This window comes from Nocardioides sp. (assembly GCF_047606145.1).
GTDB lineage: Bacteria > Actinomycetota > Actinomycetes > Propionibacteriales > Nocardioidaceae > Nocardioides.
Map to the genome: position 1 here is coordinate 13,664 of NZ_JASGET010000172.1, position 13,548 is coordinate 27,211.

Sequence of the window (13,548 nt, forward strand, 5' to 3'; positions counted from 1 at the left end):
GCTTGCTTGACCCTCGTGATCACGGCCGCATTCACTGATCCGGCAGTCACCGATGCGGCAGTGCCGCGGGTGCACCCACGCCGCGCCCAGCGGCCGATCCTTCAGCTCCCCCGGAGCCGTCGTGCACTCCGCGATCCGCGCACACCGAACTCCGAGAGGTCACGAGGTCCCACATGTCACGAGGAAACACCTGGTCAGTAGCCATCGCCGGAGAGTGCATGGTGACTCGACCGTTCGCCATGCACGACGAGCCGAAGTTCCTGGAGGTGATGGAACGGCTCCGCTCGAGCGACTTCACCTACGCCCATGTCGAGACGAACTTCGGCGAGTTCGGCGAGGTCGAGGCACCCGCGCGCAGTGACCAGATCGGCAGCTACTTCATGACCGACCCGCAGGTCGCACACGATCTGCGTTGGGCGGGGGTCGACATCGCGTCCTTGGCCAACAACCACAGCTTCGACTACGGCGCGAAGGGGATCTTCTCCACCATCAAGCACGTCGATGCGGCCGGCATCAAGCACGCCGGGACCGGTCGCGACCTGGAGGAGGCCCGCGAGCCCGGCTACCTCGAGACCCGTAACGGCCGGGTCGCGCTCGTGTCCACCAGCTCGGGAAACAAGTCGCACGAATGGGCGACCCCAGCCAAGGCGAGCCTCGCGGGACGCCCGGGAGTCAACCCGCTGCGCGCGACGATGCGGTACGTCGTAGACGAAGAGGCGTCCGAGCAGCTCAAGGCGATCGGCTCGAAGCTCGGCATCCTCCGTGAGTCACACATGAGGGTCGAGGGCAGCAGCGGCCTGCTGATGCGGGCCGTCGAGGGCGAGTTCAGCCTGGCGATGCCGAACGACCAGTCGACCACAGGGTCCAACATCTTCACTCCCTCGGACCACTTCGAGGTCTCCTCCAGCGGTGACGGCCGCGACCTGGCGGGCAACCTCCGCTCGATCCAGGAGGCGGCGGTGATGGCCGACCTGGTCCTGGTGGCCCACCACTTCAGCATCTCCGAGGGTGGGCGCGGTGACGCCCCACCGACGTTCGTGCGGGAGTTCGCTCACGCCGCCATCGACGCGGGTGCCGACATCTTCATCGGACACGGCTGGCACAAGACCCTGGGCGTCGAGATCTACCAGGGCAAGCCGATCTTCTATGGACTGGGCAACTTCTTCGCCCAGTCCGAGTTCGTGCGTCGGGTCCCGTTCGACGCCTACGAGTCGTGGGGGCACGACGTGGATCGCCTCCCCACCCTGACGCCGGCGGCGCACCCGTTGCATCCGGGTCTCAACGCCGGCAACGAGACCTGGTGGAGTTCGGCCGTGATCAACCTGGCCCTCGATGACGGCGAGGTCCGGGAGGTCGAGCTCCACCCGGTCGAGCTCGGCCGGGAGGTCAGCAAGGAGGCACCGCTGCGGCGCTCGGTCGGCAGCGCGAAGCAACCGTTGACCGACGGCCGGCCGATGACCGCCACCGACGCTGATGCCCAACGGATCCTGGAGCGTTACCAGCGACTCTCCGCAGGCTTGGGCACCACGGTGGTGATCGAGGACGGCGTCGGGAGGATTCAGATCTGAGCGGCCAACCCGGTGTGTAGTCTCGGAAGGGCCCCGTTGTGACTCCCGTCACGGCGGGGCGCGACGGCCCTCAGCGTCGACGGTCGAAGGAGACCTCGGTGAGCGATCCCACGCCCCCGCACCGGCAACAGTTGCTTCGCGGTCTGACCTTCGACCAACTGTTCGCCGTTCGGATGATCGCCAGTGCCGGATCCTTCCGCGAGGCCAGCAAGATCCTGTGCCTGTCGCAGCCGGCGATCTCGCAACGGGTGCAGCACATCGAGCACATTCTGGGTACGTCGATCTTCGAGCGGCACAGCGGCATCGGGGTGAGCCTGACCCCGGCAGGCGAGACATTCCTGCGGTTCTGTGATCGTGCGATGGGCGAGCTCGACGGCCTGTTGGGTGATTTCTCGGCGACCGCGGAGGAGCCGGAGCGGACGCTGACGATCTCCGCGCCCTCGGACAGCATCCAACACTTCTTGATTCGCCTGCTGCCGCTTTTCCGCTCCCAGCTCGCACACCGGCAGATCCGAGTCACACAGTCGGGGTCCCGCTCCGAGACCGTGTCGCAGATCACCAGCGGGGCCGCCGATCTCGCCTTCTATCGGATGCCGATGGACACCCGGCTCAGCTCCATCGCCCTGATGAGTGAGACGCTCCACCTCGTCGCCGTCCCCAGCCACGAGATCTTCAGCCTCGCTCCCCACGACCGACCGGCAGCCCTGGGCGGCTACTCGTTCGCGACCTTCCTGCCCACGATGCGCTCGCGTCAGCTGATCGAACGCTGGGCGGTCAAGGTGGGAGCACGCCTCGAGGTGGAGATCGAGTCGCAGAGCATCTCGGTGATGCAACAGGCCGTGCTCGGCGGTTCGGTCCTGAGTGTGCTGCCCAGCATCGCCTTCGAAGAGCATCTACGAGACGGCAGGCTCCGGATCGTCGATATCGAGGGCATGCCGCTCCCCCGTGCCACCGCGATCGGCGTGGCACCCGGCAATGAGCATTCGCCGGTCATCCGCGAGCTGATCGAGTTGCTGATCAAGATCACTCGTGCGAAGTCCAATCGCGCGATGCCGGAGATCCGCTGGAACTCCTCTCCCCGGGTTCAGACCCGGACCAGCTGACCAGCTCTGCGCGAGACCGCGTTCGAAGAGCTTCCTCACGGCGATAAGCGGCACCAAACTCCCGATCAAGAGGTCGGTCGTTGACCGCTCCGCTGGGCATGACGAGGCTTCAAGAGCGACATCAGCATTCTCATGTGTCGTCATGATCGGCGATATCGGGTCGCCGACACGTCCTGATAAGGATGGATCTCTCGTGCCTCAATCGAGTTCAACGAGCCTGCTCAGCACGCGTCGTCAGTTCGTCGCCACCACCGGGATCATCGCTCTCGGGGCCGCTGTCGCGGGCTGCGGAAGCGGATCGACGTACTCCCGGTCGTCGGGCCGCAGATCGACCTCCGCCGCCGCTGCCTCCGCCGACGAACTGGACCTGACCACGGCAGCCCGGTCGGACTGGATGGCGAACCAGGTGGCACTCACGTCAACCGGATCGATGTTCCTCGGGATGCCTCGCTACCCCGGACACGAGAAGACGCCGAGCGTGGGACGCCGGCAGTCTGACGGGACCGTGGCGCCCTTTCCCGGTGACGCCTGGAACGAGTGGAGGCGCGGCGACTCCGGCAGGGACGCGTTCGTCTACGTCAACGGGATGCATGTCTTCTCCGACGACACCGTGTGGTGCGTGGACCAGGGGGCATTGCGAGCCGACTCGGCTCCGCCGAGGCTGGCGACCCCGAAGCCGGGCGCCCAGAAGTTGGTCCAGCTCGATCCGGCGAGCGGCGAGGTGCTGGAGGTGATTCGCTTCGACGACGACATCCTGCCGGCGCAGGCGAAGATGAACGACCTGCGAATCCACGGCTCCACCGCCTACATCACCGACTCCGGCATCGGCGCGATTATCGTCCACGATCTCAACACCGGGACGACACTGCGGCGGCTCTCGGGTGCTGCCGAGATGCAGGCCGAGGATTCCGCCGATGGATCCGCTTCGGCGAGCGCGTCCACCGGTGCGCACAAGACGCCGAAGAGCGACATGATCGAGGTCAGCAACGACGGGAAGTGGCTGTATTGGGCAGCCCCGACCGGCCCGTTACGACGGATCCGCACATCGTTGATCACCGATCGGAGCCTGACCGACTCCGACCTGGTCCCGCACATCGAGAAGGTGGCGGACATCCCGAAGAGCGGTGGCTGCTCGATCGACACACTCGGAAACTTCTACTTCTCCGATCTGGAGCACAAGCAGATCGTCGTACGAGCACCGGACGGCCGCACAGCGGTACTCGCTGGCGACCCCGAGCTGGTCAGTCCCGACGGCTCGTTCATCAGCGCCGACCGGCACCTGTACGTGCCTGCCACCCAGTCCGAGCGGACCAAGCTCTTCGGAAACCCGCGAGACATGACAGTCAAGCCGTTCCGGATCTACACGTGTGAGCTACCCACGGAGTACGCCGGCATCCGACTCGGCGACGCCGTGACGGGCTCGGTCACACCCTCCTGACCCGGCCAGCTCCGAGGTCGCCCAGGGGCAGAGCCCGCCGAGCGACGGGACGCCGCGGGCCACCCTGCGGATCTGCGGCGTTCAACGCGTGCGGCCGCAAGGCGGAGGAGCGAAGGCGGTCTGGGAGCGGAGCGACCGCCGAGCGACGAGACGCCGCGGGCCACCCTGCGGATCTGCGGCGTTCAACGCGTGCGGCCGCAAGGCGGAGGAGCGAAGGCGGTCTGGGAGCGGAGCGACCGCCGAGCGACGACAACGCAGCGGACGCTCCGTTGAACGCCGCAGATCAGGCGTGGCCGTCGAACATGGACGTTACCGACCCATCCTCGAACACCTCACGGATCGCGCGCGCCAGCATGGGCGCGATCGACAGCGTGGTGAGCGTGTCGAACTGCTTCTCCGACGGCACCGGCAGGGTGTTGGTGATGACCACCTCGACGGCGGGGCTGTTCTTCAGCCGGTCGACCGCCGGCTCGGAGAGGATGGCGTGGGTGGCGGCGATGATGACGCCGGAGGCTCCCTCGGCCATCAGCGCGTCGGCCGCCTTCACGATGGTGCCGCCGGTGTCGATGATGTCGTCGGTGAGCACGCAGATCCGGCCCTTGACGTCACCGACGACCCGGTTGGCCACGGTCTCGTTGGGCCGATCGATCCGCCGCGACTTGTGGATGAACGCCAGCGGCGCGCCGCCGAGTCGGGCCGACCAGCGCTCCGCGACCTTGATCCGACCGGCGTCCGGTGAGACCACCGCGAGCGGTTGGTTGCCGTACTTCTCCTTGATGTAGTCGGCCAGCAGCGGCAGCGCCATCAGGTGGTCGACCGGGCCGTCGAAGTAGCCCTGGAGCTGGTCGGCGTGCAGATCGACCGAGATCACCCGATCGGCACCGGCGGTCTTGAACAGGTCGGCGACCAGGCGCGCGGAGATCGGCTCACGACCGCGGTGCTTCTTGTCCTGTCGGCTGTAGCCCCAGAACGGCATCACCACGGTGATCCGCTTGGCCGAGGCGCGCTTGAGCGCGTCGACCATGATGAGGTGCTCCATGAGCCACTGGTTGATCGGCGCGGTGTGGCTCTGGATCACGAAGGCGTCGCAGCCACGCACCGACTCCTCGTAACGCACGTAGATCTCGGAGTTGGCGAAATCGTAGGCCGAGGTGGGCACCAGCTGCGTGCCGAGCAGATCGGCGACCTCAACGGCCAGGACCGGATGGGCCCGTCCGCTGAAGACCATCAGGTTCTTCTCGGTGGTCCGCTTCATTCCGGTCACGCGTGCTCCTGGCCCCGAGGGTGTAGAGGTGGATTACATGGTGATTCTGTCCCACCGTCGGTGGGTTCCCCAACCTGGCTCAGGTCGCGGGATCGGCGGCCCCGCCCGAGGCGGGGTCCGATGTGACCGACGCCTCGTCGAGCGCGGCCTGCGCGGCCGCCGCCTGCGGCGTCCCGGGCCGACGGGTCACCGCCCACCGCTCGATGGTCCGCTGCGGCCCCGCCGAGACCGCCAGCGCACCCGGGGGTACGTCGTCGCGGACGACGGTGCCGCCGCCGGTGCCGGCGCCATCGCCGACGGCGACCGGGGCGACGAAGGTGTTGTTGGCACCCGTCTTGGCATGGCTGCCGACGGTGGTGCGGTGCTTGGCAACGCCGTCGTAGTTGGCGAAGATCGTGCCGGCCCCGATGTTGCTGCCCTCGCCGATGGTCGCATCACCCACATAGGACAGGTGCGGCACCTTGGCGCCGTCTCCGATCTGGGCGTTCTTGGTCTCCACGAAGGTGCCGATCTTGCCGTCGGCGCCCAGCAGGGTGCCGGGCCGTAGGTAGGCGAACGGCCCGACGCCGGCACCGGCGCCGACGACGGCGAGCTCGCCGTGGGTGCGGATCACCCGAGCGCCGGCACCGATCTCGCAGTCCTTCAGGGTGCAGTCCGGGCCGACCACCGCGTCCTCGTCGATCTTGGTCGCTCCGAGGAGCTGGACGCCGGGCAGCAGGGTGACGTCCTCGGCCAGCTCGGTCTCGGCGTCGATCCAGGTGGTGGCGGGATCGATCACCGTCACCCCGGCGCGCATCCACCCGGTCACGATGCGCTCGTTGAGCGTGCGTCCGAGCGCCGCCAGCTGGGCCCGGTCGTTGGCTCCTTCGGTCTCGGTGACGTCGGCGACCCGAACGGCGCCGACGGCGAGTCCGTCCGCGGCGGCCAGTCCGATCGCGTCGGTGAGGTAGTACTCCGCTTTGGCGTTGTCGTTTCCGATCCGCGGCAGCAGGGCGGCCAGGGCGGCCGCGTCGAAGGCGACGATCCCGGAGTTGACCTCGGTGATCGCCCGCTGCTCCTCGGTGGCGTCCTTCTCCTCCACGATCGCCCGTACGGCGCCGGTCTCGTCGCGCACGATCCGGCCGTAGCCGGCCGGCTCGGGGACCACGCCGGTGAGCACGCTGGCCGCGCGACCCGACGAGCGGTGGTCGGCGACGAGCGCGGCCAGCGTCCGCCCACGCAGCAGCGGAGTGTCGGCGTAGAGCACCAGCACGGTGCCGCTCGGCGGCTCACCCTCGTCGGCAGCCGCGGCCAGACCGACGGCGACGGCGTGTCCGGTGCCGAGCTGCTCGGTCTGCACCGCGATCACGGCGTCGGGGGCGAGCTCGGCGATGTGTGGGGCGACCTGTTCCCGACCATGGCCGACGACCGCCACCACCCGGGTCGCCCCGGCCTCGGCGATCGCCGACAGCACGTGCCCGACCAGACTCCGCCCGCCGATGGTGTGCAGCACCTTCGGGGTCTTGGACTTCATCCGGGTGCCGCCGCCGGCGGCCAGCACGATCACGGTCAGCTCGCTCATGGGGCCGAGCCTACGGCCGTCACCGGAGTGCGGTGGGCGGTGGCGTCCGGGTGGTGCCGGTGAGCAGCTGATGGAGTCGAACGAGCGCCGCGGAGTAGCCGAAGACGCCGAGGCCGCAGAGGTACACGTCCGCGTCGGCCTTGAACAGATCGGGAGTCGAGGCGCCGTAGTGGCGGTAGAGCTGGGTGATGTGCACGACCGCGACCGGCACCTCGAGGTCGAAGACCGCGTCGTAGAGGGGCCGGCCGTACGGCGTGAGCCCGGCCGGGTTCACGATGACCGCGTCGACATCGGTGTGCTCATGCACCCAGTCGACGAGGACGCCTTCGTGGTTGGACTGGATGTGGCACAACGTCATGTCCAATGCCCCGGCGAACTCGTCGAGACGGCTCGTCACGTCCGCCAACGTCTCGTGGCCGTATCGCTCGGGACGACGCCGACCGAGACGGTTGAGGTTCGGGCCCTGGATGACTGCGATCGCGTGCACGGTTCTCCTTCTCGTCACGCGCGAGCGACGGTGTGGCACCGGTCCGGAGCGGGACAGCCGCGGTGACGAACGTGCTCACCTGCCCTCGTTCTCACGCGTCTTCTCGAGTTGGTTCCACTAGATGGTTCATTTGAACCGATTTTATCTCATCCTAGAGCGGCGCTGGCGCCCAAGGAAATCACTGGAAATGGCCTTGATGTGCCGGTGGTCACAGTCCTAAGGTGGACCGACACTCGGATTATTTGAACCATACAGTGGTTTTCAACTTTGGAGGATGACCCATGCAGAGACGCCACTTCCTCGCGGGGGCGGGTGCCGCCGCCGGCAGCGCGCTCCTGACCACGACCGTCGGAGAATCGCCTGCTCGGGCGGAGAGTCCGGTGAGCCGACCGGTACCAGCGCCGAGGCAACCCACGAGCTTCGGTCGGGTCGGCGCCGACTTCGTGAAGGTGGGCGGCAACTACGGGAATCAGAACTACTCCCCGCTGCGCCAGATCAACCGCCGTACGGTCTCGAGGCTGGGCGGGGCATGGCACACCAATCTCGAAGGCGGAGACACCTCCCAGGCGCAGCAGAGCACCGTCGTGGCGGAGAACGGCGTGCTCTACGTCCAGACCTCGCAGCAGAACGTCTTCGCGGTCGACGGACGCACCGGGGCGGTGAAGTGGAAGACGAACGTCGGCTCGGAGACGACGAACATGCGCGGCGTCGCGCTCGACGAGAGCCTGGTCTTCACCATCTCGGGTGAGAACAACGTCTATGCGCTGAACAAGAAGACCGGTGCGGTGGTCTGGAAGACCCTCTTGCTCACCGAGGACGCGGGTAGCGGCGACAACGACGGCTGCGACCCGACGAACGGCCAGTGCGGCGGGTCGGTGGGATCGCTGGCCGGCGCCGTCGTCTACTGGGACGGCCTGATCTACGTCGGCATGCAGGGCAGCACCGTCGGGGCGCGCGGGCGCGCGTACGCGCTCAAGGCCGACACCGGCGAGCTGGCCTGGACGTTCTGGAGCGCTCCGGGATCCGGCGAGTACGGCAACGACACCTGGGCCGGCGAGAGTTGGAAGACCGGTGGCGCGGTCCCCTGGATCCACCCGGCGATCGACCCCGACCTCGGCGTCGTCTACTGGACGTTCGGCAACCCCTATCCGCGGACCAACGGCGAGACCCGTGAAGGTGACAACCTCTTCGCCAACTGCCTGGTGGCGCTCGACGCCAAGACCGGCACGCGGAAGTGGCACTTCCAGTCGGTGCACCACGACATCTGGGACTACGACAACGTGATGGCGCCGGTGCTCGCCGACGTCCGGATCGACCGCAGGATGCGCAAGGTGGTGGTCTACGGCAGCAAGGTCGGGATGTACTACATCCTCGACCGGACCAACGGGAAGCCGATCCTGCCGATGGAGGAGCGGGCCGTCCCCCAGGACAGCCGTCAGAAGACGTCAGCGACGCAGCCCTACCCGACCGGCGAGTCGTATCTGCCACAGGCACCGCGGTTGGACAACGCCACCAAACCAGTGCCGTTCTATCCCGTCGGCGGTGTCTTCGACACCTTCTGGGACCGGGCGACCATCATCTTCCCGGGCGCCGGCGGGGGCGCGGACTGGGGGCATGTCTCGTTCAACCCGAACACGGGCTGGGTCTACGTCGGCTACGGCCTGATCAACTCGGCCTATTCCAATACCGTCGGAGGCCGGGTGAACACCGCTCGGCCATTGGGCGAGTACTTCGGCGGCGGGATCGCAGCGGTCGATCCGCGTGACAACACCGTGGTGTGGAGCATCGAGAAGGAGTGGTCGCTGGCCCACGGCAACGGCATCCTCACCACCGCCGGCCGGGTGATGTTCCAGGGCGGGCCGGACGGCGTGCTCCATGCGATGGACGACGAGACCGCCGAGGTGCTGTGGAGCTTCCAGTGCGGAGCCGGGGTGCACACCAGCCCCATCGCCTACGAGGTCGATGGCGAGCAGTATCTGGCGGTCTTCGCCGGTGGCAACTCGCTCCCCTACCCCGACATCCCCCGGGGCGATCACCTGTGGGCCTTCAAGATCGGCGGCAGGGTGAAGCAGGCGGCCGCGCCGACCCCGCCGTCGAAACGCAACCAGGTCCGCACGACTGCCGTCACCGCGGCTGCGGCCGGCAACAAGGTGACCCTGGGGAGGGTCTGGGACACGACGACCGGCGCACCGGGTGCCACCGAGAACACGGTGGCACAGAACGCGATGTCCCCGCAGAACCTGAGCGTGCCGAAGGGCACGACCATCACGTTCGTGAACCCGGCCGACAACGAGTACGCGCACGGCGCGGCGGTGTTCTTCGAGTACGAGTTCGACACCGGCGTGCTGATGCCCGGTGACACCTTCCAGCACACCTTCGACACGCCCGGTGAGTACTTCTACAACGACCCGATCTTTCCGCAGAACACCGCGAAGATCGTCGTCACCTGAGTCTGCCGAACGCCCGTAGGGCCCCGAAGGCGTCACGCCTTCGGGGCCCTATCGCTGTCGAGTGAGGCGTGCCCGGTCGAGGAGAGGCGGCGTACGCCGGAGTGCGTCCGGGCGCCCCTGGTCCGCCGATCTAGAGGCCCAGATAGATCTTGCGCACCTGCGGGTCGTGCCGGAGCTGGTCGACCGGGCCCTCGAGAGCGACCTCGCCGTTCTCCATCACCAGGCAGCGTTCGGTGGCCTCGAAGGTGAGCCAGGCGTTCTGTTCGACCAGCAGCACACTCAGGCCGCGCTCGCGCAGGGTCAGCAATGAGTCGAGCACCTGGCCGACCAGCTTCGGCGACAATCCCATGGACGGCTCGTCCAGCAACAGCACCTGCGGACGCGACATCAGCGCTCGCCCGATGGCGAGCATCTGCTGCTGGCCTCCCGAGAGCGCTCCCCCGAGACGCTCCCGCATCTGATGAAGGACCGGGAACAGCCGGTAGACCTCGCGCAGCGACTCGTCGTCATCGCCCTGCCACTTGCGCGAGTAGGCACCGAGCTCGAGGTTCCGCTCGACGGTGAGTCCGCCGAAGATATGCCGCCCCTCGGGCACATAGCCGATCCCCTGACGGACCACGTTGCGAGCCTTCGTCCTGGTCAGGTCGACCTCACCGAGCCGGATCGCGGCCGCCTGGCGCGGGGCGAGGCCCATGATCGCCTTCAACGTGGAGGTCTTGCCCGCACCGTTGGCGCCGATGATGCCGACGCTCTCGCCCGGCTCGACCCCGAAAGAGACCCCGGAGACGGCGACCACGCCGCCGTACCTGACGCTGAGCCCTTCGACGCGAAGCGGGGGCGGAGCGGTGGGATCGGTCGGCGAGCTCCCGGTCGTGCCGGAGGATGTCGCGGCACTCATGACGAGGCCTCCTTGCTCAGCTCGGGGGCAGGATCGGTCACCGGCAGTTCGGCGACCAGGTCCGCCATCTGATCGACATCGCCGAGATAGGCCTCGATGACATCCGGATTGCTGACCACCTCCGAAGGCTCGCCGTCGGCGATCACAGCGCCGTTGGCGAGCACCGTGACCTGGTCGCACAGCGTCATCACCAGACCCATGTTGTGCTCCACCATCACGACCGTGACCCCGAGATCCCGGATGGCGAGGACGATCTCCTTCAGCTCGGTCACCTCCTGGCCGTTCAGACCCGCGGCGGGCTCGTCGAGCAACAGCAGTCTCGGGTTGGTGGCGATCGCGCGGGCCAGCTCGATGCGGCGCTGGATCCCGTAGGGAAGCGACGTCGGCGCCTCCTCGGCGTAGTCGACGATGCCGAACTCGACCATGATGGTCTCTGCCCGCTTGCGCAGCCGACGCTCATGGCCGATGACACCCGGCAGCCAGCCGAGATATGCCAGCGACGAGGTGGCCGGCGTCCGATCCAGTGCGACCAGGATGTTCTCCCTGACCGTGAGATCGGCGAAGAGGCGCAGGTTCTGGAAGGTCCGCGCCACGCCACGCAGCGACAGGGCCGTCGGCGAGGCGCCGGTGACCTGCCTGTCGTCGAGCCGGAGCGATCCACCGTCGACCTTGTAGAGGCCGCTGATCACGTTGAGCAGCGTGGTCTTGCCCGAGCCGTTGGGCCCGACGACGCCACGGATCTGACCAGCGGGGACGTCGAGCTCGACGCCGTCGAGCGCACGGAGACCGCGGAAGTTCTTGACCACGCCATCGACCCGCAGCGCCGCCGGCGGACGGGCAGAGAGCTCGGCCAGGGTCCCGTCCAGCGACCACTGCCGCAACTCGGCCCGACCGCCAGCGCCCGTGCCGAACAGTCCGCGCAGGCGCTTGGGCAGCCCGGCAAGCCCGGTGGGCGCGAAGACCACCGCGAAGACCACCACGGCGCCGTACCCGAGCTGGGCGTATTCGGAGGCGTCGACCAGCGCCTCCCGGATCGCAGAGAGCACGACGGCTCCGATGACGCAGCCGATGATGCTCTGCCGCCCACCGATGATGACCATGGCGAGCAGCAGGAACATGGTGGTGGTGCTGAAGGAGTCGGGCGCGACGTACCGGATCAACCCCGCGTAGAGCACCCCGGCCACGCCGCCGTACAGGCTCGCCACGCCGAAGGCGATCATCCGCAGCACCGGCACGTTCGCCCCCAAGGCACCTGCCGCGATCGCGTCGTCGCGCATGGCGCGCATCCGACGCCCGAGCCGGGTCCGAACCCAGAAGATGGCGTAGGCGGTGGTGATCAGGAAGACCACGATCTCGAGGTAGTAGTACAGATACTCATCGCTCAGATCGACGCCGAACAGTGGCGGGACCGGGATCCCGGAGATGCCGTCGGCGCCGTGGGTCGAGGCGCTGTTGGTCACCCAGCTCGTGAAGGCGAGCGCGAGTCCGAGCGTGACGATGCCGAGATAGTGCGACTGCACCCTCAAGGCGGGGATCCCGACCACCAGACCGGCGACGATGCTGGCGATCACGCCGAGCACCGCCGCGACCCAGAACCCGTATCCGTGCTGAGTGGTGAGCATCGCCACGGCATACGCTCCGATGCCGAACATGGCGACCTGGGCCAGGTTGATCTGACCGCCGATCCCCATCGCCAGTCCGAGGCCCACCGCGAGGATCGCGAAGATGATCGTCACGTCGACGACATGGATGCGGTAGGCGTTGACCGTGTAGGGCAGGAAGTAGAGCACCACCACGACGATGACGAGCGCCGCCGCCTTGGGCGGCCAGGAGCGTGCGGCCCGGGTGATCAGCTGACTCATGCGCGATTCACCGTCTTCTCTCCGAACACCCCGGTGGGGCGGATCATCATGAACACCGCGAACACCACGAACACCACGAGCTCGGAGTAGCCCTCGAACTGGCCGGAGGCCCAGGAGTCCAGGATCCCGATGGCAAGGCCTCCCAGGATGGCGCCCTGGATGTTCCCGAAGCCGCCGAGGATGGCGGCCGCGAACCCCTTGATGCCCAGCGAGCCGCCGAGCGAGGCGTTGACGTAGAGCAGCGGCCCGGCCAGCCCGCCGGCGAGAGCGGCGAGGCCGGCGCCGATGGCGAACGCGATCGCGTTGCTGCGTCCGACGTGGATGCCGACGGCGGTCGCGGCGTCGCGGTCCATCGCGGCGGCCTGCATGGCGGCACCGAGCTTGGTACGGCGCAGGAACACCAGCAGCGCTATGGTCGCCACCGCCGCAACGGCGAGGATCACCAGGCTGTAGGTGCGTACCTTGATACCCCAGATGTCGAGCGGCGCCGCGTTGATCGGCGACGGCACCGCGCGTCCGGTGGCCCCCCAGATGATGATCGCCAGCGCCTCCAACATCACGCCGAAGCCGATGGTGCCGATCAGCATCAGGTCGAAGTCGCGTCCCTCCAAGGGACGCAACACGAACTCGATGACGATGCCCATCAGGCCGGTCACCACGACCGCGCAGACCACCGCCAGCGCGAACGGCAGCTTGGTGGACATGTAGAAGGTCGAGGCGGTGAACGCCCCGATCATCACGATCTGGCCGTGTGCGAAGTTGACCAGACCCATGGTCCGGTAGACCAACGAGAATCCGAGCGCCACCAGCGCATAGATGGCGCCGAGCGTCAGCCCGCCGACGATGGTTTGCAACGCGACTTGCATGTGGGTCCCTATCTGCTCACGCGCCGGGACCGGATCAGATCCGGCCCCGGC

At 67.8% G+C, this 13,548-nt stretch carries 11 protein-coding genes; 4 read left to right on the top strand and 7 right to left on the bottom strand.

The window, feature by feature from the left end; translation table 11 throughout:
• Positions 1-173: 173 nt before the first annotated feature.
• Both QM638_RS23105 and QM638_RS23110 read left to right on the top strand, forming a co-directional pair.
• Positions 174-1,568, top strand: a complete 1,395-nt coding sequence (locus QM638_RS23105; RefSeq protein WP_415146051.1) for a CapA family protein — start codon at positions 174-176, stop codon at positions 1,566-1,568.
• A gap of 98 nt (positions 1,569-1,666) precedes the next feature.
• Entirely contained in the window at positions 1,667-2,671 is a 1,005-nt protein-coding gene (locus tag QM638_RS23110; RefSeq protein WP_415146052.1) for a LysR family transcriptional regulator, read from the top strand.
• A gap of 234 nt (positions 2,672-2,905) precedes the next feature.
• On the opposite strand, the gene QM638_RS23115 is transcribed toward QM638_RS23110, so the two are convergent.
• A complete protein-coding gene (locus tag QM638_RS23115; protein ID WP_415146054.1) occupies positions 2,906-3,088 on the bottom strand; it encodes a hypothetical protein in 183 nt (60 codons plus the stop codon).
• Between the two features lie 25 nt (positions 3,089-3,113).
• On the opposite strand from QM638_RS23115, the gene QM638_RS23120 reads away from it, so the two are divergent.
• Entirely contained in the window at positions 3,114-4,109 is a 996-nt protein-coding gene (locus QM638_RS23120) for an L-dopachrome tautomerase-related protein (protein ID WP_415146056.1), read from the top strand.
• Between the two features lie 283 nt (positions 4,110-4,392).
• Here the strand turns inward: QM638_RS23120 and QM638_RS23125 are convergent, their stop codons facing one another.
• From QM638_RS23125 to QM638_RS23135, 3 genes are all read right to left on the bottom strand, one after another.
• The gene (locus QM638_RS23125; RefSeq protein ID WP_415146143.1) at positions 4,393-5,364 is read right to left on the bottom strand and encodes a ribose-phosphate diphosphokinase; all 972 of its coding nucleotides are present in this window, start codon (positions 5,362-5,364) and stop codon (positions 4,393-4,395) included.
• Positions 5,365-5,452: 88 nt separating this feature from the next.
• Positions 5,453-6,934: a bifunctional UDP-N-acetylglucosamine diphosphorylase/glucosamine-1-phosphate N-acetyltransferase GlmU gene (gene glmU, locus QM638_RS23130; protein ID WP_415146058.1), complete on the bottom strand. Its 1,482-nt coding sequence runs from the start codon at positions 6,932-6,934 to the stop codon at positions 5,453-5,455.
• A gap of 19 nt (positions 6,935-6,953) precedes the next feature.
• Positions 6,954-7,421, bottom strand: coding sequence for a type II 3-dehydroquinate dehydratase (locus QM638_RS23135; protein ID WP_415146060.1), 468 nt, complete (start codon positions 7,419-7,421; stop codon positions 6,954-6,956).
• A gap of 281 nt (positions 7,422-7,702) precedes the next feature.
• Between QM638_RS23135 and QM638_RS23140 the strand changes: the two genes are divergently transcribed.
• Positions 7,703-9,871, top strand: a complete 2,169-nt coding sequence (locus QM638_RS23140) for a PQQ-binding-like beta-propeller repeat protein (RefSeq protein ID WP_415146062.1) — start codon at positions 7,703-7,705, stop codon at positions 9,869-9,871.
• 130 nt (positions 9,872-10,001) lie between these two features.
• On the opposite strand, the gene QM638_RS23145 is transcribed toward QM638_RS23140, so the two are convergent.
• From QM638_RS23145 to QM638_RS23155, 3 genes are read right to left on the bottom strand one after another with little or no spacing between them, the layout of a single operon-like run.
• The gene (locus QM638_RS23145; RefSeq protein ID WP_415146064.1) at positions 10,002-10,769 is read right to left on the bottom strand and encodes an ABC transporter ATP-binding protein; all 768 of its coding nucleotides are present in this window, start codon (positions 10,767-10,769) and stop codon (positions 10,002-10,004) included.
• Entirely contained in the window at positions 10,766-12,631 is a 1,866-nt protein-coding gene (locus QM638_RS23150; protein ID WP_415146066.1) for an ABC transporter permease subunit, read from the bottom strand. Before QM638_RS23150 ends, QM638_RS23145 begins: the two co-directional genes overlap by 4 nt.
• On the bottom strand, positions 12,628-13,497 hold the full coding sequence (locus tag QM638_RS23155) for a branched-chain amino acid ABC transporter permease (protein ID WP_415146068.1): 870 nt from the start codon (positions 13,495-13,497) through the stop codon (positions 12,628-12,630). The genes QM638_RS23150 and QM638_RS23155 overlap by 4 nt, the downstream gene beginning before the upstream one ends.
• Positions 13,498-13,548: the final 51 nt, after the last annotated feature.

Bases quoted from the DNA above. Each gene is read 5' to 3' on its own strand.
- QM638_RS23105 (WP_415146051.1), top strand. From the start codon at position 174: ATGTCACGAGGAAACACCTGGTCAGTAGCCATCGCCGGAGAGTGCATG.
- QM638_RS23120 (WP_415146056.1), top strand. From the start codon at position 3,114: ATGCCTCGCTACCCCGGACACGAGAAGACGCCGAGCGTGGGACGCCGG.
- QM638_RS23125 (WP_415146143.1), bottom strand. From the start codon at position 5,364: ATGAAGCGGACCACCGAGAAGAACCTGATGGTCTTCAGCGGACGGGCC.
- glmU (WP_415146058.1), bottom strand. From the start codon at position 6,934: ATGAGCGAGCTGACCGTGATCGTGCTGGCCGCCGGCGGCGGCACCCGG.
- QM638_RS23140 (WP_415146062.1), top strand. From the start codon at position 7,703: ATGCAGAGACGCCACTTCCTCGCGGGGGCGGGTGCCGCCGCCGGCAGC.
- QM638_RS23145 (WP_415146064.1), bottom strand. From the start codon at position 10,769: ATGAGTGCCGCGACATCCTCCGGCACGACCGGGAGCTCGCCGACCGAT.
- QM638_RS23150 (WP_415146066.1), bottom strand. From the start codon at position 12,631: ATGAGTCAGCTGATCACCCGGGCCGCACGCTCCTGGCCGCCCAAGGCG.
- QM638_RS23155 (WP_415146068.1), bottom strand. From the start codon at position 13,497: ATGCAAGTCGCGTTGCAAACCATCGTCGGCGGGCTGACGCTCGGCGCC.